At 68.2% G+C, this 20,006-nt stretch carries 20 protein-coding genes; 9 read left to right on the top strand and 11 right to left on the bottom strand.

Going from position 1 to position 20,006, the window contains the following annotated elements; translation table 11 throughout:
- The first annotated feature begins 49 nt into the window (after nucleotides 1-49).
- Nucleotides 50-1,018: a magnesium/cobalt transporter CorA gene (gene corA, locus C8P69_RS09560; RefSeq protein WP_108176429.1), complete on the top strand. Its 969-nt coding sequence runs from the start codon at nucleotides 50-52 to the stop codon at nucleotides 1,016-1,018.
- Between the two features lie 197 nt (nucleotides 1,019-1,215).
- On the opposite strand, the gene C8P69_RS09555 is transcribed toward corA, so the two are convergent.
- Nucleotides 1,216-1,629: a hypothetical protein gene (locus tag C8P69_RS09555; protein WP_108176427.1), complete on the bottom strand. Its 414-nt coding sequence runs from the start codon at nucleotides 1,627-1,629 to the stop codon at nucleotides 1,216-1,218.
- A 132-nt stretch (nucleotides 1,630-1,761) separates the two neighbouring features.
- On the opposite strand from C8P69_RS09555, the gene C8P69_RS09550 reads away from it, so the two are divergent.
- On the top strand, nucleotides 1,762-2,577 hold the full coding sequence (locus C8P69_RS09550) for a helix-turn-helix transcriptional regulator (RefSeq protein WP_108176425.1): 816 nt from the start codon (nucleotides 1,762-1,764) through the stop codon (nucleotides 2,575-2,577).
- A gap of 175 nt (nucleotides 2,578-2,752) precedes the next feature.
- On the opposite strand, the gene C8P69_RS09545 is transcribed toward C8P69_RS09550, so the two are convergent.
- Both C8P69_RS09545 and pdxH read right to left on the bottom strand, forming a co-directional pair.
- Nucleotides 2,753-3,493, bottom strand: a complete 741-nt coding sequence (locus C8P69_RS09545) for an SDR family NAD(P)-dependent oxidoreductase (protein WP_108176423.1) — start codon at nucleotides 3,491-3,493, stop codon at nucleotides 2,753-2,755.
- 75 nt (nucleotides 3,494-3,568) lie between these two features.
- Nucleotides 3,569-4,186, bottom strand: coding sequence for a pyridoxamine 5'-phosphate oxidase (gene pdxH, locus C8P69_RS09540; protein ID WP_108176421.1), 618 nt, complete (start codon nucleotides 4,184-4,186; stop codon nucleotides 3,569-3,571).
- A 214-nt stretch (nucleotides 4,187-4,400) separates the two neighbouring features.
- Between pdxH and C8P69_RS09535 the strand changes: the two genes are divergently transcribed.
- The 3 genes from C8P69_RS09535 to fabI all read left to right on the top strand — a co-directional run bounded on the left by C8P69_RS09535 (nucleotide 4,401) and on the right by fabI (nucleotide 6,861).
- A complete protein-coding gene (locus tag C8P69_RS09535) occupies nucleotides 4,401-4,844 on the top strand; it encodes an RT0821/Lpp0805 family surface protein (protein WP_170118191.1) in 444 nt (147 codons plus the stop codon).
- Nucleotides 4,845-4,947: 103 nt separating this feature from the next.
- Complete coding sequence (locus C8P69_RS09530; RefSeq protein WP_108176416.1) at nucleotides 4,948-5,961, top strand: DnaJ C-terminal domain-containing protein; 1,014 nt, start codon at nucleotides 4,948-4,950, stop codon at nucleotides 5,959-5,961.
- A 105-nt stretch (nucleotides 5,962-6,066) separates the two neighbouring features.
- Entirely contained in the window at nucleotides 6,067-6,861 is a 795-nt protein-coding gene (fabI, locus tag C8P69_RS09525; protein WP_108176589.1) for an enoyl-ACP reductase FabI, read from the top strand.
- 408 nt (nucleotides 6,862-7,269) lie between these two features.
- Here the strand turns inward: fabI and C8P69_RS09520 are convergent, their stop codons facing one another.
- The 7 genes from C8P69_RS09520 to C8P69_RS09490 form a co-directional block, all read right to left on the bottom strand.
- Nucleotides 7,270-9,114 carry an ABC transporter ATP-binding protein gene (locus tag C8P69_RS09520; RefSeq protein WP_170118190.1) on the bottom strand — a complete coding sequence of 615 codons (1,845 nt, stop codon included), beginning with the start codon at nucleotides 9,112-9,114 and terminating at the stop codon, nucleotides 7,270-7,272.
- Nucleotides 9,115-9,307: 193 nt separating this feature from the next.
- Nucleotides 9,308-11,473, bottom strand: a complete 2,166-nt coding sequence (locus tag C8P69_RS09515) for an FAD-dependent oxidoreductase (protein ID WP_108176412.1) — start codon at nucleotides 11,471-11,473, stop codon at nucleotides 9,308-9,310.
- 243 nt (nucleotides 11,474-11,716) lie between these two features.
- Nucleotides 11,717-13,093, bottom strand: a complete 1,377-nt coding sequence (locus tag C8P69_RS09510; protein ID WP_108176410.1) for a TRAP transporter large permease — start codon at nucleotides 13,091-13,093, stop codon at nucleotides 11,717-11,719.
- Nucleotides 13,090-13,728 carry a TRAP transporter small permease subunit gene (locus tag C8P69_RS09505; protein WP_108176408.1) on the bottom strand — a complete coding sequence of 213 codons (639 nt, stop codon included), beginning with the start codon at nucleotides 13,726-13,728 and terminating at the stop codon, nucleotides 13,090-13,092. Before C8P69_RS09505 ends, C8P69_RS09510 begins: the two co-directional genes overlap by 4 nt.
- 134 nt (nucleotides 13,729-13,862) lie before the next feature.
- Nucleotides 13,863-14,936: a TRAP transporter substrate-binding protein gene (locus C8P69_RS09500; protein ID WP_108176406.1), complete on the bottom strand. Its 1,074-nt coding sequence runs from the start codon at nucleotides 14,934-14,936 to the stop codon at nucleotides 13,863-13,865.
- A gap of 62 nt (nucleotides 14,937-14,998) precedes the next feature.
- A complete protein-coding gene (locus C8P69_RS09495; RefSeq protein WP_108176404.1) occupies nucleotides 14,999-15,412 on the bottom strand; it encodes a cupin domain-containing protein in 414 nt (137 codons plus the stop codon).
- Nucleotides 15,409-16,224, bottom strand: coding sequence for a putative hydro-lyase (locus C8P69_RS09490; RefSeq protein ID WP_108176402.1), 816 nt, complete (start codon nucleotides 16,222-16,224; stop codon nucleotides 15,409-15,411). The genes C8P69_RS09495 and C8P69_RS09490 overlap by 4 nt, the downstream gene beginning before the upstream one ends.
- Nucleotides 16,225-16,362: 138 nt before the next feature.
- Between C8P69_RS09490 and C8P69_RS09485 the strand changes: the two genes are divergently transcribed.
- Nucleotides 16,363-17,244 (top strand): LysR family transcriptional regulator, encoded by an 882-nt coding sequence (locus tag C8P69_RS09485; RefSeq protein ID WP_108176400.1) that lies wholly within the window; start codon nucleotides 16,363-16,365, stop codon nucleotides 17,242-17,244.
- Between the two features lie 4 nt (nucleotides 17,245-17,248).
- On the opposite strand, the gene C8P69_RS09480 is transcribed toward C8P69_RS09485, so the two are convergent.
- Nucleotides 17,249-17,680, bottom strand: a complete 432-nt coding sequence (locus C8P69_RS09480) for a DUF2948 family protein (RefSeq protein ID WP_108176398.1) — start codon at nucleotides 17,678-17,680, stop codon at nucleotides 17,249-17,251.
- 97 nt (nucleotides 17,681-17,777) lie between these two features.
- Here C8P69_RS09480 and C8P69_RS09475 point away from each other — a divergent pair, with 97 nt between their 5' ends.
- The 3 genes from C8P69_RS09475 to C8P69_RS09465 all read left to right on the top strand — a co-directional run bounded on the left by C8P69_RS09475 (nucleotide 17,778) and on the right by C8P69_RS09465 (nucleotide 19,932).
- Complete coding sequence (locus C8P69_RS09475; protein WP_108176396.1) at nucleotides 17,778-18,395, top strand: ribonuclease D; 618 nt, start codon at nucleotides 17,778-17,780, stop codon at nucleotides 18,393-18,395.
- 116 nt (nucleotides 18,396-18,511) lie between these two features.
- Nucleotides 18,512-19,261, top strand: a complete 750-nt coding sequence (lptC, locus tag C8P69_RS09470; RefSeq protein WP_108176394.1) for an LPS export ABC transporter periplasmic protein LptC — start codon at nucleotides 18,512-18,514, stop codon at nucleotides 19,259-19,261.
- The gene (locus C8P69_RS09465) at nucleotides 19,258-19,932 is read left to right on the top strand and encodes an LptA/OstA family protein (RefSeq protein WP_108176392.1); all 675 of its coding nucleotides are present in this window, start codon (nucleotides 19,258-19,260) and stop codon (nucleotides 19,930-19,932) included. The genes lptC and C8P69_RS09465 overlap by 4 nt, the downstream gene beginning before the upstream one ends.
- The last annotated feature ends 74 nt before the right edge of the window (nucleotides 19,933-20,006 follow it).

Raw genomic sequence — 20,006 nt, 5'->3', positions numbered from 1 at the left:
GCGGCGGCGGACTGGCTAGCACAGGCGCCAGCCCTATTTGGAGTTCACCATGCTCAATGCCTATGCCGTCCAGAACGAGGCGCTGGTGCGGGTGGAAACCTCGCACGAGGCGGTTCCGGCGGAGGTGAAGTGGGTCGACCTCCTGAGTCCCCAGCAGGGCGAGGACAAGGCGCTGGAACGCTGCCTCGGCATCGAGATCCCGACGCGCGAGGAGATGCAGGAGATCGAGCCGTCGAGCCGGCTCTATGTCGACCACGGCGTGCGCTACATGACGGCGACGACGCTCTGCAACACCGAGCTCGGCACGCCAAAGCTGACGCAGATCTCCTTCGTGCTGGCGCCGCACCGGCTCATCACCGTGCGCTACGATACGCCGAAGCCGATCAACCTCTTCCTCAACCGCGCCCAGAAGCCGGGCTCCATCCAGGGGACGCCGGAGGCGATCCTCACCGGCCTCCTCGACACCATCGTCGACCGGGTCGCCGACATTCTCGAGAAGGTCAGCGAGGAGATCGAGCAGGTCTCGACCGGCATTTTCCGTGACGGCGCGGCACGGCGGGACAAGACCTTCCAGGACGTGCTGCGCACCCTCGGCCTCAAGGGCGAGCTGGTCTCCAAGGCGCGCGAGAGCCTCGTCTCCATCAACCGCCTGCTGCTGTTCCTCGCCACCGAGATCGAGGGCAGCAAGGTGTCGAAGGACATCCGCACACTGGTGAAGACCCAGAGCCGCGACGTCGAATCGCTGATGCAGCACTGCGATTCGCTCGCCAACAAGATCACCTTCCTGCTCGACGCGACCCTCGGCCTCATCGGCATCGAGCAGAACAACATCGTCAAGATCTTCGCGGTGCTGTCGGTGGTGTTCATGCCGCCGACGCTGGTCGGCACGATCTACGGCATGAACTTCAAGCAGATGCCGGAGCTGGGCTGGGAGTACGGCTATCCCATGGCCATGATGCTGATGCTGGCCTCGGGCGTGCTGCCCTATCTCTATTTCCGCAAGAAGGGCTGGCTGTAAGGGGCCGGCTCCCTGGCCCCTCACCCTTCCCTCTCCCCGCAGGCGGGGAGAGGGGGCTTCGACGTTCCGCGAGGTTGGAAGGGGCCGTGCCAGGCACAGGGGCTGTCGACCGGGACGCGACGCTGTTGCGCCCTCTCCCCGCTGGCGGGGAGAGGGAAGGGTGAGGGGCAGGTCATCCCAATCCCCCCGGCTTGGCCTCACAGCCGGCGCGCGCCGATGATCTGCAGCTCGGCGAGCACGCCGACGAAGACGGCCTGCCCGGCGACGAAGACCATGCCGAGGAGGTTCGGCGCGAGCGCGCCCGAGACCAGCGCGCCGATGCTGGCGACGACCCATCCGGCATTGAGCAGACCGACGATCATGCCGAGAGCACGGCCGGGCCTTGCCGCGGCGACAGCGACCAGAGCCACGAAGGGGATGAAGGCATAGCCGACCGCCCGCAGAAGCTCGACGGGCAGGCCCAGCAGCGGCCCGAGTTGGCCCGCTCCAACGATCAGCATGAGGCCCATGGCGCCGGAGGTGACGGCGTCGAGGGTGAGGACGCGGCGCAGGAAGGTCGGTGCGTCGGCGGTGCGGAACAGGGCGAAGGCGAGAGAAGCAGCTTGGCTCATGACGGGTCTCCTCTGAGGCGGCCGCGACGGGGGATCCGGGCGGCGATGGGGCGAGGATGGGAAGCCGGGCGCGGCGGGTCGATTACGTCCAAGGTCATTGGACCGCGGCGGGCTCGCGGCTAGGGTTTTGCCATGAGCACGGCCCAAGCCTCCCCCCGCCCCGCCGCCCGGACCATCGGCGACCACCTGCGCGACTGGCGCCAGCGCCGGCGGCTGAGCCAGATGGACCTGGCGCTGGAGGCGGAGATCTCGACCCGGCATCTCAGCTTTGTCGAGACCGGCCGCGCCGCGCCAAGCCGGGAGATGGTGCTGCGCTTGGCCGAGGTGCTGGAGATGCCGCTGCGCGACCGCAACCTCATGCTGGTCGCCGCCGGCTTCGCGCCGGTCTTCCCGGAGCGGTCGCTGGACGATCCCGCCGTCGCCGTGGCGCGGGCGGCGGTGGAGCTGGTCCTCAGGGGACACGAGCCCTATCCGGCCGTGGCGCTCGACCGGCATTGGGCCATCGTCGCCCACAACCGCGCCATTGCGCCCTTCCTCGAGGGCTGCGCGCCGGAGCTCCTGGGCGGCCCGATCAACATGGTCAGGCTGTCGCTGCATCCGCAGGGCATCGCGCCGCGCATCGTCAATCTCGGCGAGGTGCGCGGCCATGTGCTGGCGCGCCTCAAGCGGCAGGTGGAGCTGACCGGCGATCCGGTGCTGGCCGCGTTGCTGGAGGAGGTCTCCGCCTATCCCCTGCCGTTCGCCGCGCCGCATCCGCGCAAGGGCCATGAGGCGGATGAGCTGTTCATTCCCGTCAGGCTGCAGAGTTCAGTCGGGTTGCTGACGCTCATTTCGGCGACCACCGTGTTCGGCACGCCGGTCGACGTGACGCTGGCGGAGCTGGCGATCGAGACGTTCCTGCCGGCGGATGCCGAGACGGCGGAGCGTCTGAGGGCGATGGCGGGGTGACGTTAGCCGCCGCCCTGTTCGTCATGCCCGGGCTTGGCCCGGGCATGACGAATTCTCATCCGACGGTGGTCAAGTCGTGGATGGCCGGGACAAGCCCGGCCATGACGCGAAGAGGGTGGCGCTCGATCGACGGCCGTCGAGGCGCGGCCAATCGGGGGCCGCAGAGCCCACTCCCTCACACGTGCTGGCCGCCGTTGATGTGGATCTCGGCGCCGTTGAGATAGCTCGAGGTCTCCGTGCACAGCACGTAGATGATCTTGGCGACCTCGTCGGGGGTGCCGAGGCGGCGCATGGGGATCTGCTCGACGATCTTGTCGGTGCCGGGGGAGAGGATCGAGGTGTCGATCTCGCCGGGGGCGATGGCGTTCACCCGGATGCCGTGGGGGGCGAAATCCGCCGCCATCTCGCGGGTAAGGCCGGCCAGCGCCGCCTTGGACGTCGCATAGGCGGCCCCGGCGAAGGGGTGGACGCGGGAACCGGCGATGGAGGTGACGTTCACCACCGAGCCCTTGGCTTCGGCGAGCTCCTTAAGCAGGCCGCGCGCCAGCAGGATCGAGGAGAAGAAGTTCACCTGGAAGACCTGCTGCCAGACCTTCAGCGGCGTGTGCAGCGAATCGAGGCGGGAGCCGCCCTCGCCCTTCGGCGAAATGCCGGCATTGTTGACGAGAGCCTCGAGCCGGCCGGTGCCGAGCCGGCCGCGGATCTCGTCGATGGCGCGCTCGGTGTCGTTGGGGTCGGCGAGGTCGACCTGGATGTGGTCCTCGGGACCCATTTCCCACGGACAATTCTCGGGGAAGGCCTGGCGGGAGCAGGTGATGACCCGCCAACCGGCCGAGGAGAAGCGTTTGACGGTGGCGTGGCCGATGCCACGGCTGGCACCGGTGAGCAGGAGCGTGCGTCGGGATTGGTTCACGATGGCCTCGGGTGTGCCGCGGAACAGAAGGCCCGTTCATAGAGCCATCCGCGGCATCTGCCTATGGCCGTTCGCGCATCACGGGTAGAGGCGGCGCTTCGCGGTCCACGCCCCCGAGGGCTCGGCGCGGGTGAACTGCACCCGGTCGTGCAGGCGGAAGGGCCGGTCGTGCCAGAACTCGATGGAGACGGGCAGGATGCGGTAGCCGGTCCAGTGCGGCGGGCGCGGTACCTCGCCGATGGCATATTTCGCGGTGTAGGAGGCCACGGCCTTTTCCAGCGCGAAACGGCTCTCCAGCTCGCGCGACTGCTGGCTCGCCCAGGCGCCGATGCGGCTGCCGCGCGGACGGGAGGCGAAATACTCGTCGGCCTCGGCGTCTGCGACGCGCTCGATCGGCCCGCGGACGCGGACCTGGCGGCGCAGCGACTTCCAGTGGAAGACCACCGCGGCCTTCTTCTGCCCGTCGAGCTCGGTGCCCTTCTGGCTTTCGGTGTTGGTGTAGAAGACGAAGCCGCGGGGATCGACGCCCTTCAGCAGCACCATGCGGACGTTCGGCAGGCCGTCGGCATCGACGGTGGCGAGCGCCATGGCATTGGGATCGTTCGGCTCGGAACGGCCGGCCTCGGCGAGCCAGGTGTCGAAGAGCGCGAAAGGCTCCTGGCTTTCGGTGAAATCGTCCTGATCCGAACCGGACATTAACGAACTCCGATGTTCACTGCGGCAAGAGCCAGGTAGGCTCTGGAGTTGAGGGCGTATGGTGGACGGGTGTGGCGTTGGCCATGTCTATAGCGGAGCGGATGCGGGCAGCCCATGCCCGGCGCCGGCTGAGCCGCCATTCCGTTCCGCCCCTTGCCGCGGACCGCTTGCCGCCCTTGCGCTGCTCGCCTTCGTCATGACGCAGGGATGTACGGTGGCGCTGCCCTCCCTGTGGGAGCGGAGCAATGTCGCACCCCCCGGCGCCGCGCAGATGCGCCAGGGCGCGAGCGACGACCAGATCACCACCGGCTCCGTCCGCCGCACCCCGGAGGCGACGCCCGCCGCCGCGCCCGCGCCTGCCCCGCAGCCGAACGGACTTCCCATTCCCCAGGCCGACTGGGATGCCGCCAAGGCGGTGCTGATGGAGGCGCTCGCCGATCGCGCCGACACGCCGAGCCTGCCCTGGGCCAATGCCGGGACCGGCATGAGCGGCACGGTGACAGCGCTGCAGCGCGCCGCCGGAACCGGTGGCCAGACCTGCCGCGACTTCCTCGGCAGCGCCATCAAGGACGGCAAGGAGGTCTGGTTCGACGGCCGCGCCTGCCGCTCGAACGGGCCCTGGGCCGTGGTGGAACTGCGCCCCTGGCGGCGGAGCTGAGGCTGCGCCCTCTCGAACTTGTGAATGGCGACGGCCATCCCCACATGGGCCGATGACTCACCACCATCGGGGCGCCCTCAGGCGCTCCCCCTGAAGGACCACCATGGCTCGCGATCCCTATGACGTCATCGGCGTCGCGCGCTCGGCGAGCGCCGACGAGATCAAGCGCGCCTTCCGCAAGAAGGCGAAGGCGCTGCATCCCGACGCCAATCCCACCGACGCGAAGGCGCAGGACCGCTTCGCGGAACTGAACAATGCCTATGAGCTGCTCTCGGATGCCGAGAAGAAGCGGCAGTTCGACCGCGGCGAGATCGACGCGGAGGGCAAGCCGCGCTTCGCCGGCTTCGAGGGCTTCGGCGGCGGCCGCCCGCGTGGCGGAACGGGCGCTGGCGCCGGCCCCAATGCCGAGACCATCTTCGAGAGCTTCTCCTTCGGCCCGGACGGCTTCCGCCGCTCCGGCGGCAAGGCCGGACCCGGAGGGCAGCCCGGCGGCCCGCCGCCGATGGACGACTTCTTCGACATCCTTTCCGGCATGACCGGGCGGGGGGGCGGGCGCGGCCGCAGCCCCTTCGAGCCGGATATGGGCCCGCCGCCCGCCGGCGAGGACGTGACGCTCACCATCAAGGTGCCCTTCCTCGACGCGGCGCGCGGCGCGACCCAGCGCATCGTCCTGCCCTCGGGCGAGACGCTGGACCTGAAGATCCCCGCCGGCACGCGCGACGGCCATCGCATGCGCCTGCGCGGCAAGGGCAAGCCCGGCAGCCTCGGCCGCCCGACCGGCGACGCCTATGTGGTCATCGCGGTGGAGCCGCACCCCGCCTTCAAGGCCGAGGGCAAGGACATCCGCCTCGACCTGCCCATCGCCCTCGACGAGGCCATTCTCGGCGGCAAGGTGCGCGCGCCCACCCTCGACGGCGAGGTGGAGCTGACGCTTCCCGCCATGACCTCCTCGGGCAAGACCTTCCGCCTGCGCGGCAAGGGCCTTGCCGGCGAGGGGGAGCCCGGCGACCTCTATGTCACCGTCCGCATCGTGCTGCCCGAGGCCAGCGCCGACCTCGAGGGCTTCGCCCGGGTGCTGCGCGAACGGCGCAAGGGCAGCCCGCGCGACGGGGCGTGAGGCGCTTCACCCCGTCCGCTTGCGCCGCCGCCCTGCCGATGGCATAGGGACCGGCTGGTTTTTGTGAAGACTTTCCGCCCGGCGAGGAGCGACATGGCAGGCATCATGAAGGGCAAGCGCGGCCTCATCATGGGGGTTGCGAACAACCGATCGATTGCCTGGGGCATCGCCAAGGCCTGCCACGACCAGGGGGCGGAGCTGGCCTTCACCTATCAGGGCGAGGCGCTGGAGAAGCGCGTGCGCCCGCTGGCGGCGGAGGTTGGCGGCCATGTCGTCGGCCATTGCGACGTTACCGACGGCGCGACCATCGACGCGGTCTTCGCCGAGACGGAGAAGGTGTTCGGCGGCAAGCTCGACTTCCTGCTCCATGCCATCGCGTTTTCCGACAAGGACGAGCTGACCGGCCGCTATGTCGACACGACCGAAGGCAACTTCACCAGGTCGATGCTCATCTCCTGCTACTCGTTCACGGCCATCGCCCAGCGCGCCGAGAAGCTGATGACCGATGGCGGCTCGCTGCTGACGCTGACCTATTACGGCGCCGAGAAGTGGATGCCGCACTACAATGTCATGGGCGTCGCCAAGGCGGCGCTGGAGGCCAGCGTCCGCTACATGGCCGCCGACCTCGGCGAGAAGAACATCCGCGTCAACGCCATCTCGGCCGGCCCGATCAAGACCCTGGCCGCCTCCGGCATCGGCGACTTCCGCTACATCCTCAAGTGGAACGAGTACAACTCGCCGCTGCGCCGCAACGTCACCATCGACGAGGTGGGCGATTCCGGCATGTACTTCCTGTCGGACCTGTCGCGCGGCGTGACCGGTGAGATCCACCACGTGGATGCCGGCTACCACGTGGTCGGCATGAAGAACCCGCACGCCCCGGACATCACGGTGGCCTGACGGATCCCGGCGGCCGCGGCCGCCGCGTTTGACTCATCTGCAACCGGTCAGCGACCCAGGGCCCCAGATAGGGGCACCACCGCGCTCGTCCCCAGGGTATGGGCACAATCGCCTAAGGTTTCCGCAGCCTAGTTGACGGACGGGCCGAATCGTCGTCCCCATACCCCTCGTGGTCTCACGTTTTTCCTCAATGAAGAGGTCTGCCGTGAGCCAGAAACGTTCTCCACCGATTATTCTGTTCGAACGACGACGCGACTTTCGCGGGCGCGTAACTACGAGATTTTCGATCTCTCTTACGCTGCGGGTCATTGCTCTGGCTGGAGCTGTAATCGCGTGGTTGATGGATTTGCCAATCTTGTCCGAGGTGGTTCGGTCACTCGCTGAGCGGCAGTAGGTTCGGCCGAGTTGTCACTCGTCGTCCTCGTCGTCCTCGACCGCGGCCACAGCCTTGCGGGCCGATTGCTGGCGCGACCACATGGTGGCGTAAAGGCCCCCGGCGCGCAGCAGCTCGTCATGGGTGCCGGTCTCGGCAATATGGCCGTGGTCCAGCACGATGATGCGGTCGGCCGTGACGACGCTGCCCAGCCGGTGCGTGACCGAGACCACGGTGCGGGTCTCGGCGATGCGGCGCAGGGTCTCGTTGAGCTTTGATTCCGTCTCGGCGTCGAGGGCGCTGGTCGCCTCGTCGAGGATCAGGACGGCCGGGTTGCGCACCAGGGCGCGGGCGATGGCGACCCGCTGGCGCTGGCCGCCGGAGAGCTGGCCGCCGCGCTCGCCCACCGTGGTGTCGTAGCCCTGCGGCAGGGCGGCGATGAAGTCATGGACCTCGGCCTGCTTGGCGGCGGCGATGATGTCCTCCATCGTCGCGTCCGGATAGGCCATGCGGATGTTCTCGGCGATGGAGGTATTGAACAGGAAGCTTTCCTGGAACACCACCGCCATCTGGGCGCGCAGCGAGGCCTGGGTGACGGTGCGGATGTCCGTGCCATCGATGGTCACCCGCCCCTCGACCGGGTCGTAGAAGCGCATCAGCAGGTTGAGGAAGGTGCTTTTTCCCGAGCCCGAGGGACCGACAATGCCGAGGAAGGACCCCTTGGGTACGGTGACCGCGAGCTGCTCCGTGCGGAACGACGAGCCCGGATAGGAGAAGGCGACGTTGTCGAAGACGATCTCGCGCTCGAAGGGGGCGAGCGTGCCGGCATCGGGGGCATCGACCATGGTCGGCTTCACCGCCAGCAGGTCGTCGAGGTGGCGGATGGAGCCGGCCGCCTGGGCCAGCGTCGGCACATATTGCGTCACGTTGGTGAGCGCATAGCCCATGGAGAGGAACACGCCCTCGAAGGCGATGATCGTGCCCACCGTGATGCGGTCGGTGAAGGCCCAGTAGGCGCCGAGCGCGAAGACGGCGATGTGGATGACATAGAGGCCGGTCTGGGCGGTGCGCTCCACCAGCGCCGAGGAGAAGTTGGTGCGGCGGGCAACCCCGACCCAGACGCCGTTGATGCCGGCGAAGGCGAGGCGCGCCCGGCCGACCATGCCGAAGGCCTTGATGACCGGCTGGGCCGAGACGTTCTCCTGCACCGCGGTCATGAGGCGGCCCTCGGTCTGGCGCTTCTCATAGGCGAAGAGGAAGGCCTTGCGGGCGAAGATGCGCGGCCACCACAGGATCATCGGGAAGACGAGGGAGGCGATCAGCCCGAGCCAGATGTCGAACATGAACATCAGGATCGTGGCGTAGATGACCTCCATGAAGGGCATGACGAAGCCCGGCACGAAGGCGACGAGGGCCGCCTCGAGCGCCACGAGGTCGCCCGAGAATCGCGAGAGCACCGTGCCGGTCGGCGTGGTGTGGAAGAAGGGCATCGACATCGACTGGACATGGTCGAAGAGGCGCTGGCGGATGTCGCGCGTGATGTCGGCGAAGAGGCGCGTGTAGACGAAATCGGCGAGCAGGGCGACGCCCGAGACGGCAATCGCGGCAATGCCCATGAACATCAGGGAGTTCAGGAGCGCCCGCCACTCCTTTTTGATCAGGCCCTCGTCGATCAGGTACTGGGTGACGAGCGGGAAGGAGAAGTTGAGGGCCGCCTCGGTCAGGATCAGGACGACGAGAATGGCGATGGTTGTCTTGTAGGGCGCGGCGAAGGGCGCCAGGAAACGGGCCATGAGCCGAAGATCATCGGCACTGACGTCCTCTTCCTCCTCCTCGTCATCCTCGTCGACGGGCTCGACGTAGTTCTTGTCCTGGCTCATGACGGGTCTTGGGGTCGGTACGGGGCCGGGCGCCGCCGGAGGGGCCCGGCTGCCTGTCGGCTCATCCTCATGCCGCATTCTGTCACAGGATGCATCCGAAAATCGCGCTCGAGGCCCGCCGGGGACCAAAAGCGCGATGCAAAAAAGCCGGGCTCATGGCCCGGCTTTCTCGGATGTCGTCGGCCAAAGAGGCTCAGCGCTTGCCGCCGGCCACCAGCCGCAGCTTGGAGGTCGGCCCCTTCTCGCGGCCGGCCATCAGCTTCTCCACCCACTGGGCGGCGTCCGGCTTGGCGTAGAAGCAGTAGCGCATGGTCTCCATGTCCGGATACCAGGGGAAGTCGCCCTCGTTGGCGTCGCACTCGATCTTCCAGGCCTTCTTGAGGATCTTCTGGTCATGGACGGCCGGGCGCCAGCCATGCTTCTGGAAGCGCTCGGACCACTGCCAGGTCGTCTCCAGCGTCAGGACGCCGTCGAAGACGTCGTGATACTCGATCACCTCGCGGGTCATGTCGGCGGTGATGCCGCCGAAGAAGATGCCGATGCGGGTGACGCGGTAGAGCTCCTGGATGGCCTTGTCGATCAGCTCCTCCGGCACGTAGCACAGGCACGTGTCGTAGATGACGTCGAAGGACTGGTCCTCGAAGGGCAGGTTCGTCACGTCGCCGAGCAGGTTGCGGTGCAGCCACTCCTTCGGCGTCTGGGAATGGACGTGGCGCGAGTTCTCGATGCCCCAAGCGTCGATGCCGATGTCGGCGAAGCACTTCAGCGTCAGGCCCGAGGCCGAGCCCACGTCGAGCAGGGTGTAGGGCGGCTTGATGCCGAAGATGCACTGGTAGAGATCGGCGTTGTACTGCTCGTCGAAATACTCGCGGAAGCTCTCCTCGTAGGAGAGGCCGACGGCATATTCGTCGTGGTAGTCGTCGGTGAGGGTCGACTCGACGAAGCCCTCCTCGATGACGCCCTTCTGCTTCTCGAGGTCGGCCTTCTTGCGGGCGCCGGAATAGGCGGCGCCGCGCAGCTTGCCCATCATCATGTCGACGACGAAATTGGCGCTGTCATAGGCGCCGTTCACCGTCGAATCGAAGAGGTAGTCGCCGACGAGATAGAGGTTCGGCAGCACCTTGCCGTCGGGCTGGTGACGCTCGCGCAGCGACAGGGTGGGATGGCCGCCCGGCAGGCCGGAAATGGTGCCGACCCAGCGCTGGACCTTGGCATCCATCATCTGCTTCTTCGCCGTGGCGATGAGCTCGGCGGGCAGCGAGTCGAGGGCGAGCTGCACGAGGCGCTCGTCGTCGAGGTTGGACAGGGCAAGCGCCTGGCTCGCCGGGATGAGCCAGCCGAGGACGCCGTGCTTGGAGGGATGGCGCGCCGTCTCGTCGTAGATGCAGCAGCCGCCGAAGGCGTCCGTCATCACGTAGTGGCCCTGGAAGGTCTCGGTCCAGAACGGCTTCTTGAACTGGATGGTGACGCGCAGGTAGTGGGCCGGATTGTCGTAGCGGGCCTGGTGCGCCTGGATCGCCATGCGCTCCTCGCGGCCCTCGAACTCGATCTGGCTGACCCAGTAGTTCGGAACGGCGACGACCACGTGGTCGAACTCATGCGTCTCGTCGCGGCCCTTGCGGCGGACGGTGAGCGTGTAGGTGCCGCCCTCGTTGCGGCGGATCTTCGAGACGCGGCTCTCCAGCATCACCTTGGCGGAGATGCGCTCGGCGAGACCCTCGATGAGCTTCTCGTTGCCGCCGACGATGGAATAGAGGCGCAGGTACTTCGGATCGTCCATGAGGACGTTCTTCAGGCCGTTCAGCGCGTTGGTGAGCTGGGCCTCGGTGGCGACGTCCGAGCGCGAGGCGACCTCGATATATTTGCGGGCCATCTCGTCCGGGATTTCGTCGAGCACCTCGCGGAAGGTCTTGCCGCCCCAGGGGTGCTTGTTGTCGTCGCCGGAATAGCCCTCGTAGTACTCATCGGGCGAGCAGAGCTCGTGGCACTTGGCGTGGAAATCGTCGATCGCCTTGGCGGTCGCCTCGCCGAAATGCTTCTTGATGTCCCGGCGGGTGTTGAGGACCTTGCCGTCGAGGATGACGCCCTTGCCGTCCATCGGCACGACCTCGTGCCCGAAGACCTCGGTGATGATGCGCTTCAGCGGGTCGGGGCCGAAATGGGAGTAGTCGTAGAACTCCGCCACGCCGCGCTCGAAGAGCGAGTTGCCCTTCTCGAAGCTGTCGGTGGCGACCTTGCCGCCGAGCCGGTCGGAAGCCTCGAAGAGGGTGGCCGTGAAGAGGCCGTCACAGAAGCGGTCCAGCAGGTAGTTGGTGAAGAGCCCACCCGGCCCGCCACCGATAATCGCGACTCGCGTCATGTCCGAACTTTCGTCCCTTGGGCCGGCCGCACCCTGTGGCACAGCCTGGCCGTCATCCGCTGAAAATCAACCGGGACGGAGCTATAGCGAGGCTTTCCTGTCGAATAAAGCCACCGCGGCGCGATTCCTCGCGCAGGGTGAACTTCGGCAGCTGGCCCCGACGCCCCGACGGTCGTGAGGCCCCTGTGATGGGCCCTGGCAACTGAACGCAATCTGAACCGATTGCGAAGGCCGTTCTCCCCGTCAGCGCATCACGCTCGGCAGCCACAGGGCGATGGAGGGAAAGACCATCAGGATCCCCACGGCGAGGATGTAGACGAGCATGAAGGGCAGCACGCCGGAGAAGACGTCGGTGATGGGGCCGCCATCCTTGCGCATGCCCTGCAGCACGTAGAGCACCGTGCCGTCGGGTGGCGAGATCAGCGCGATCTCCACCAGCATGACGACGATGACGCCGAACCAGATCGGGTCGTAGCCGAGCGCCTGCACCACGGGGAAGATCACCGGAATCGTGGTGATCATCATGGAGAAGCCCTCCATGAAGGTGCCGAGCGCCAGGTAGAAGCCGATGATCAGCAGCATGATCGCCCAGGGCGGCAGCGGCATCTCGGAGACGAGCTTGGCGAGGGCCTGCGGCACGCCGAGGGCGGTGAAAACATAGTTCAGGAGATAGGCGCCGAAGAGGATGAGGCCGATGAGCGCCGTGTTGCGCGCGGTGGCCTCGGCCGAGTCGTTCAGCATCTTGAAGGACAGCTTGCCGTCGAAGGCGGCGAGCACGATGGCGGCGATGACGCCGAGCGCCGCCGATTCCGTCGCGGTGGCGAGGCCCCCATAGATCGTGCCGAGCACGATGAGGATGAGGATGGCGGTGGGAGTGAGGTCCACGAGGCTGCGGAACTTCTCGCCCCATGTATAGCGCGGCCCGTCGGGATCGCGCGGTGCAGCGGTCTTGGCCTTGAAGAGGATGATGGCGATGAAGAGGGCGACGACGAGGATGCTCGGGCCGATGGCGGCGACATAGAGCGCGCCGACCGAGGTCTCGGTGATGAGGCCGTAGATGATGAAGGTGATGCCGGGCGGGATGAGGTTGCCCAGCGCACCGCCAGCGGCGAGCGATCCCAGCACCATCTTCGGGTCGTAGGGCTTGCCCTGGAAGAAGGGCAGCGCCACCGAGCCCATGGTGGCGGCGGTGGCGACCGACGACCCGGAGATGGCCGAGAAGACGCCGGATGCGGCGATGTTGGTGTGGAGGAGGCCGCCCGGCATGCGGTTCAGCCAGATGTTCAGCGTCTTGTAGAGCCGGTCGGAGAGGCCGGCGCGCAGGAGGATCTCGCCCATCAGCAGGAAGAGCGGCACGGCCACGAGGACGAAGGACGAGGACGGGTTCCAGATCGTCTGGCCGATGAACAGCCAAAAGGGCCGGTCGGAGAAGGCATAGCCGACGATGAGGCCGAGGACGCCGAGGGCGGCGCCGACATAGATGCCCATGCCGAAGAAGACGATGAACAGGCCGACGAGGAGCAGGACCTCGCCCATGAGCTCGCCCGACGGCGCATAGCCGGTGAAGCTCATGCCGACCATGATGCCGACGAGGATGAGGAGGAAGACGACGGCGATCACGGCTTCACCTCGGGGCTGGCGGTGGTGGATTCGGGAACGGGCTCGCCGACGGCTTCGAGCGCTTCGGCGACCTCCTCCTGGTAGGTGCGGCTGGTAAGCAGGGCCTCGGCCTCGCCGGTGCGGCCGGCGAGGACAAGCAGCAGCGCCTCGACGAAGAGCGCGATGATGAGGACGAAGAAGACGCCGATGCCGGCCGCCCAGAGCCCCTGCGGGATGGCCAGCGGCGTGCGGATGACGCTGATGTCAGTGGCGTTGAACAGCATGGACTCCTCCACCAGCGTCCACGCCCCGTAGAAGAGGTAGCCGGTGAGCACGCCGAGGAAGCCGAGGCTCGTTAGGTGCAGCCACTGGCGAATGCGCGGGGGAAAGAGGTTCACCACCACGTCGATGCGCACATGGGCGCGCATGGAGAGCGTGTGGGCGAGGCCCCAGGCCATGCCGAAGGCCAGCGCATAGCCCGACAATTCGGTGGTGGCCTGGGTGGAGATGCCGAAGAAGCGGCGGCCCAGCACGTCGAAGGTGATAAGCGCGGAGATGGCGAGAAAGCCCCAGCCCGCGACATAGCCCATCAGGGTGCCGATCCGGGCGACGGCCCTTCGGCCCATCCCCGCGGCATCAATCAGCGTGTTCAGCATGACAGTTCCCTCACGGCCGGCAAATGGCCCGCCCGTCCCGGCGCGATGATCGCGCCGGCATCCATCGGTGTCGTGATCAAAAGCACTTAAACCGGCTCCGGCGCGGGTCCCCACCCGCGCCGGGCCGCATCGGGTCAGTTGCCGAAGCGCACGCCGGTGATCGGCGCGACGACGCGGTTATAGACCTCGCCGCAGCGGTCGCCGCAGCGCTTCACCCAGTTCGGCAGGATGGTCGAGGTCAGCGTCGCGCGCATCACCGCGGTGTCGGCGTCCACCGGGCGGAAGACCCGCATCGGATTGGCGTCGGGCACCCGGCCGAGCTTGCAGTTGGCGCGGTCGCCGATGTTGCAGGAGATGCCGTCCTCGGTCTGTTCGAGGCCGAGCTTCCACTGCGCCTCCTCGACCTCCTTGATGGTCGCTTCCATCGCTGCGCGCACGGCCGGATCGAGGCGGTTCCACCACTGGATGTTCACGACATAGGCGGAGACCGACCAGAAGAGCGGCAGGGCGTAGAGGCTCTGGGTCACCTCGTACCAGCGGGCCGAGTTGCCCGAGCCGGTGCCGGTGATGGCGCAGTCGACGACGCCGCGCTCCAGCGCCGAATAGACCTCGGGGAAGCCGATGCCGGTCGGCTGGCCGCCGATGGAGGAAACGAAATCGTTGGAGGAGCCGCCGCCGGTGCGGATGCGCTTGCCGCGCAGGTCCGCAAGGCTCTTCACCTCGCCGCGGCAGAAGAATTCCTGCGCCGCAAAGGGGTACATGGCGAGGATGCGGACGCCGAAGCGCTCCAGCTCCCGGTTGGCCTCGGGCAGCATGGCGGCGGCGACCTTGCGGGCCTGGTCAAGGCTCGGGTTGAGGCCGGCGAGATCGACCACGTCGAGCAGCGGCACGTCGCCCGCCACCGTGTTCAGCGGCACGGCGCCGATATCGACCTGACCCGAGCGGACGAGGCGGAGGATTTCCGGGCCGTTGAGGTTGCGCTCGGGCCAGGAGGCGAGCGTCACGCGGATGCGGCCGTTCGACTTGGTGGCCAAGCCGTCGCGCAGCAGCGGCTGATCGACCCGCGTGAACTGCGGCATGGTCGGGTTCGGCTGGGTGACGATCTGCACATTGACCTGCGGCCCGGCCGGCACGGTCTGGGCCAGCACCGGCAGGGCGCTGGTGAGCGTGAGCGCGGCCACGGCCGCAGCGGTCGTCCATCGATACATCGGGTCACTCCTTCGTCGGGTCCGCCCGGGGGCGGGGTTGCGGCGGTCTCTGGATGTTCTGGTTATGGGGTCGGCGGGTAGTACATGAACTCGATCAGCAGGCAGCCCTCGTCGCTGAAGAAGGGCCCATGGACGACATGCGCCGGGCGCACGGCGTAGGTGCCCGCAGGCAGACGCGTGGACTGGTCCCTTGCAGCGGCCGTGCCAATGCGGAGCGAGCCGGAGACGATGAAGACCTCCTCGCACCAGTCATGCGCCACGGTCGTGGCGACGGCGGCGCCCGGCTGCCAGCGGGCGAGGCGCGTGACGGCGCCGGCGCGGCGCTCGGGATCGAGCTGGCCAGAGAGGATCTTTTCGCTGACGCCCGCGTAGCCGGCGACATCCGTCCAGCCCTCGGGGCCAAGCGCGTCGAAGAACTCGCGGTGGATCTTGCCGAAGGCCCCGAAGCCGGGGTGCGGCGTCGGGGCGGCGGTCACAGGGCGGCGATCCGGCTGTTGGTGAGGTCGGTGACGAGCATGGAGCCCGGCGCGTGGGTGATGGCGAAGGGCGGCTTGGCGGCGGCAATGACCGACTGGGGAGTGACGCCGCAGGCCCAGAAGACCGGCAGCTCGTCCGGCTTCACCTCGACCGGGTCGCCGTAGTCGGGCTTGGTGATGTCGCGAATGCCGATCTGCTCGGGCAGGCCGAGATGGACCGGCGCGCCGTGGACGGCGGGGAAGCGCGAGGTGATCTGCACGGCGCGGATGGCGTCGGCGGGCTTCAGCGGCCGCATCGAGACGACCATCGGCCCGGCGAAGGGGCCGGCCGGCGCGCAGGCGATGTTGGTCCGCCACATCGGCACGGTGGTGTTGCAGCCGATATGGCGCATGGGGATGCCGTCCTGGATCAGCGCCTCCTCGAAGGAGAAGGAGCAGCCGATGACGAAGGAGACGAGATCGTCGCGCCACCAGGAGCGGATGTCGGTCGGCTCGTCGACCATGACGCCGTCCTTCCAGACGCGGTAGCGCGGCAGGTCGGTGCGGATGTCGAGATCGGCGCCGAGCGAGGGCACGGCGGGGTCGCCGGGCTCGGAGAGGCCAATGATCGGGCAGGGCTTGGGATTGAGGGTGCAGAAGCGCAGGAAATCGGCGGCGAGATCCTTGGGCAGGATGGCGAGATTGCCCTGGACGCGGCCGGGCGCGAGGCCCGCCGTATGCCCGGTGATGTCGCCGCGGCGGATGGCCCGGCGCACAGCGGCCGGATCGGTCACGTCGGCGACGTGCGGCGCACGAAACTGGGCAATGGCCATGGTGTCCCCCAAGGAAGCCCCTCGACAGAACAGGGTCCCACGCTTCCTTGGGCTGGTAGTCGATCATTCCCCTTGCATTGGGTCCAATCCGAAGTTTGGATCGCTTTTGATAAGGTGGATTTATCGGAGCGCCGGTTGATGGTGGACTTCAAGGCGCTGGAGACGCTGGTCTGGGTGGCGACGCTCCAGAGCTTCCACCGGGCCGCGGCACGGCTGAACACCACGCAGCCGGCGGTGTCGCAGCGCATCGCCCAGCTCGAGGCCGAAGTCGGCCAGCGGCTGCTGGTGCGCGAGAAGCGGCAGGTGGTGCCGACCGATGCCGGCCGGCGCGTTCTCGATTATGCCGAGCGGCTGCTGAAGCTGCGGGCCGAGATGCTCCACGCCGTGGCCGACCGCAGCGCCATCCGCGGCACGCTGCGCCTCGGCGTCGCCGAGACCATCGTCCACACCTGGCTGCCGCGCTTCGTCGAGCGCATGGCCAAGGCCTATCCGGGCCTGGTGCTGGAGATCGAGGTCGATATCACGCCGAACCTGCGCGACCGGCTGGTGGCGCAGGAGCTCGACCTCGTCTTCGCCCTCGGGGCCTTTGCCGCGGCGCAGCTGAAGAACCTGCCGCTCTCCACCTACAAGCTCGCCTTCCTCGCCGGGCCCGGCCTCGCCCTGCCACAGCCGGTGGACCTCGCGACGCTCGCCACCCACCCGATCATGACCTTCTCGCGCAACACCAAGCCCTATCTGGTGCTGCGCGAGATGTTCTCGGCGCCCGGCCTGCCGCCGGTGCGCATCCACGCCTCCTCCTCCATGGCGACGATCCTGCGCATGGCGGAGGACGGGCTGGGGATCGCCGCCGTGCCGGAAGCGATCGCGCGGCTGGAGCTGGCGAGCGGCCGGCTGCGACGGCTTGAGACGACGGTGGTGCTCCCGGAACTCGACTTCTTCGCCTCCTGGCGCATGACCCCGGAGGCGGCGACGCCCGAGGCGGTGGCGACGATTGCCGCGGAGGTTGCGGCGGAGCGCTGAGCCGTCAGTCGTGCCGCGGCATGGCCTCGGCGGTCCAGACCGGCCCGAGATCGTCCATCGCCGCCTCGATGCACTCGACGGTGAGGCGCAGGGCCGCGTCACCGGCGAAGACCAGCTCCACCGTGCCGGCCGGCGTGTCCGGCCCCTCCGGCGCATAGTTGATGGCGAGCAGCGCCAGCGGCTTGTCCTCGCCCTTCGGCACGCCGCGCGCCTTGACCGCCGTCACCCGTTCGAGGCGCAGGCCGGCCCGCCGGCGCTGCGGCTGGCCGTCGAGGGCGGCGGTCCAGTCAAAACGGTTGCAGACCAGGGCGAAGCGGCGCTCGCGGGCGAGGAAAGCCATCTCGGAAGCGGTCACCACCGCGTCCTGCAGGTGCGCCGAGAGCACGGCAAGATCCTCGGCATCGAAGGCGTAGAGCTTGAGCGGCGTGGCGGTCATTGGATTTCTCGGGCCCGTCGCCCTATAGGACCTGACATGGCCCCGCGTCCACGCCAGCGGCGCGGCCTTCGTCTCCTTCGCGCACCCGGTGCCACCCATGACCATCCGCTCGCATGTCGGCGACCTGCCCGACCTCAGCCACTACCGCACCGGCATCGTCGCCATCGACACCGAGACCCTCGGCCTCATTCCGCACCGCGACCGCCTCTGCGTCGTGCAGCTCTCGCCGGGCGACGGGTCGGCCGACGTCGTGCAGATCCGGCCCGGCCAGCCGGCGCCGCCGAACCTCTGCGCGCTGCTGACCGACCCCAAGGTGATCAAGCTGTTCCATTTCGCCCGTTTCGACGTGGCGGTGCTGAAGCATGCCTTCGGCGTGGTCACCTCGCCGATCTACTGCACCAAGATCGCCTCGAAGCTGGTGCGCACCTATACCGACCGCCACGGCCTCAAGGACCTGTCGCGCGAGCTCCTTGGCATCGACATGTCCAAGGTGCAGCAGAGCTCGGACTGGGCGGCCGAGACGCTGACCCCGGCGCAGCTCGACTATGCCGCCTCGGACGTGCTGCATCTGCACGCGCTGAAGGACAGGCTCGACGCCATGCTCGCGCGCGAGAACCGCACGCATCTCGCCGAAGCCTGCTTCGCCTTCCTGCCCACCCGCGCCGAGCTCGATCTGGCGGGGTGGCCGGAAACCGACATCTTCGCGCATTCGTAAGCGTCTGAGACGATCCCGCCCGATGGCCGCTTTGCCTTGGCCATGGTCGGGCCATAGAATGGTGGTCTGACGCCCTGAGGCCGGCACTGCCGGCATGGGTGAGGCGTGGACAGGGCATGGCTGCGAAGCGGATCGAGGATTTTGGCGGGACGGCCGGCGGCAGCGACCGCAGCGGCTTCTCCGACCGCGTCGATCGCGAGGCCGCGTTCCGGGCCGCCTACCGGCACTCGAAGCGCGTGCGCCGCCTGCGCGTGCTGGTGCCGGGCCTTGCCGTGCTGATCTTTTCCGGCGTGGTCTTCGTCTCCTGGTGGGACCCGCTGAAGGCGCTGAACCTGCCCATCTCCATCGGCGCCATCTCGCTCTCGGGCTCGAAGGTGACGATGGAGGCGCCCCGCCTCACCGGCTACACCGACGACAACCGCTTCTACCGCGTCGCCGCCACCAAGGCGGAACATGACGTGACCCAGGCGAACCTCGTGGCGCTCTCCGCCATCGATGCGGAAATGCAGCTCGAGGGCGGCGGCACGGCGCGTGTCGTCTCCTCCGCCGGCCTCCTCGACACCAAGACGGGCAAGGTCGAACTCAACGACAATGTCACGGTGACGACCACCGACGGCCAGCGCGGCACGCTCGGCCATGCCCTCGTCGACACCCGCGCCGGTACCATCATGTCGAATGGGCCGGTGCAGCTGGCGTCCCCGCGCGGCGAACTGTTCTCCGACCGCATGCAGGTTAGTGACAATGGCAAGGTGATCGTGCTTGAAGGCAGGGTGCGTGGTAACTTCATGCCCGAACCGCCCGACCCCACCATTACCGACCTGTCGCAGCCCTCGCCGCCGCGTGGTCGCCCCGGAGCTTCCCCATGATGCCGGCTTGCACCGCCCCGGTTTCCGTCCTGCGGCGCGCCTCGGCGGCAGCCGTCCTGGCCCTCGGACTCGCCTCGCCGGCCCTCGCCCAGCAGGCGGGCAGCCCCTTCGTGGGCTTCACCCAGAACCGCAGCGAGCCGATCAATTTCGAGGCCGACCGGGCCGAGGTCTTCGACAACGAGAAGCGCGCCGTCCTCTCCGGCAATGTCCGCATCCAGCAGGGTGAGTCGACGCTGCAGACCGCTCGCCTCGTCATCTTCTACGAGGACAATTCGGCTGCCGGCCGCGCCGCGACCACCACGCCGCGCCAGGGCCAGGCGGCCCCCGGCGGCAATACCCCGACGCAGAACGTCCGCCGCTTCGAGATGCAGGGCGGCGTCGTGGTGCGCTCCAAGAACCAGACGGCGACCGCCGAGCGCGGCTCCTTCGACGCCCGCCGCAACGAGGCGATCATGGAGGGCAATGTCACGCTGACCCAGTGCGAGAACGTGCTGCGCGGCGCCCGCCTGCATGCCGATCTCACCGCCAACCGCGTCCGCCTGGATGCGGCTCCCTCGGGCGGACGTGTCTCCGGCATCCTGCAGGGTGGCGGTGGCGGCGCGCCGGGCGGCGGCGCCAACAATCCGGATTGCGCGCCCAGCCGGCCGCAAGTCCGCGGCTCGCGCGGCTGAGGCCCCCGCCTCGTGTCCGTCCTCGATCGCGTCACCGGCCTGATGGGCCGCAAGCCGGCTCCGGCGCCGGAGCC

This window comes from Phreatobacter oligotrophus (assembly GCF_003046185.1).
Lineage (GTDB): Bacteria > Pseudomonadota > Alphaproteobacteria > Rhizobiales > Phreatobacteraceae > Phreatobacter > Phreatobacter oligotrophus.
The sequence above is the reverse complement of the archived record's forward strand: the minus strand, read 5'-3'. Positions and strand labels throughout refer to the sequence as shown.

Bases quoted from the DNA above. Each gene is read 5' to 3' on its own strand.
- corA (WP_108176429.1), top strand. From the start codon at position 50: ATGCTCAATGCCTATGCCGTCCAGAACGAGGCGCTGGTGCGGGTGGAA.
- C8P69_RS09555 (WP_108176427.1), bottom strand. From the start codon at position 1,629: ATGAGCCAAGCTGCTTCTCTCGCCTTCGCCCTGTTCCGCACCGCCGAC.
- C8P69_RS09550 (WP_108176425.1), top strand. From the start codon at position 1,762: ATGAGCACGGCCCAAGCCTCCCCCCGCCCCGCCGCCCGGACCATCGGC.
- pdxH (WP_108176421.1), bottom strand. From the start codon at position 4,186: ATGTCCGGTTCGGATCAGGACGATTTCACCGAAAGCCAGGAGCCTTTC.
- C8P69_RS09530 (WP_108176416.1), top strand. From the start codon at position 4,948: ATGGCTCGCGATCCCTATGACGTCATCGGCGTCGCGCGCTCGGCGAGC.
- fabI (WP_108176589.1), top strand. From the start codon at position 6,067: ATGAAGGGCAAGCGCGGCCTCATCATGGGGGTTGCGAACAACCGATCG.
- C8P69_RS09520 (WP_170118190.1), bottom strand. From the start codon at position 9,114: ATGAGCCAGGACAAGAACTACGTCGAGCCCGTCGACGAGGATGACGAG.
- C8P69_RS09515 (WP_108176412.1), bottom strand. From the start codon at position 11,473: ATGACGCGAGTCGCGATTATCGGTGGCGGGCCGGGTGGGCTCTTCACC.
- C8P69_RS09505 (WP_108176408.1), bottom strand. From the start codon at position 13,728: ATGCTGAACACGCTGATTGATGCCGCGGGGATGGGCCGAAGGGCCGTC.
- C8P69_RS09500 (WP_108176406.1), bottom strand. From the start codon at position 14,936: ATGTATCGATGGACGACCGCTGCGGCCGTGGCCGCGCTCACGCTCACC.
- C8P69_RS09490 (WP_108176402.1), bottom strand. From the start codon at position 16,224: ATGGCCATTGCCCAGTTTCGTGCGCCGCACGTCGCCGACGTGACCGAT.
- C8P69_RS09485 (WP_108176400.1), top strand. From the start codon at position 16,363: ATGGTGGACTTCAAGGCGCTGGAGACGCTGGTCTGGGTGGCGACGCTC.
- C8P69_RS09480 (WP_108176398.1), bottom strand. From the start codon at position 17,680: ATGACCGCCACGCCGCTCAAGCTCTACGCCTTCGATGCCGAGGATCTT.
- C8P69_RS09475 (WP_108176396.1), top strand. From the start codon at position 17,778: ATGACCATCCGCTCGCATGTCGGCGACCTGCCCGACCTCAGCCACTAC.
- lptC (WP_108176394.1), top strand. From the start codon at position 18,512: ATGGCTGCGAAGCGGATCGAGGATTTTGGCGGGACGGCCGGCGGCAGC.
- C8P69_RS09465 (WP_108176392.1), top strand. From the start codon at position 19,258: ATGATGCCGGCTTGCACCGCCCCGGTTTCCGTCCTGCGGCGCGCCTCG.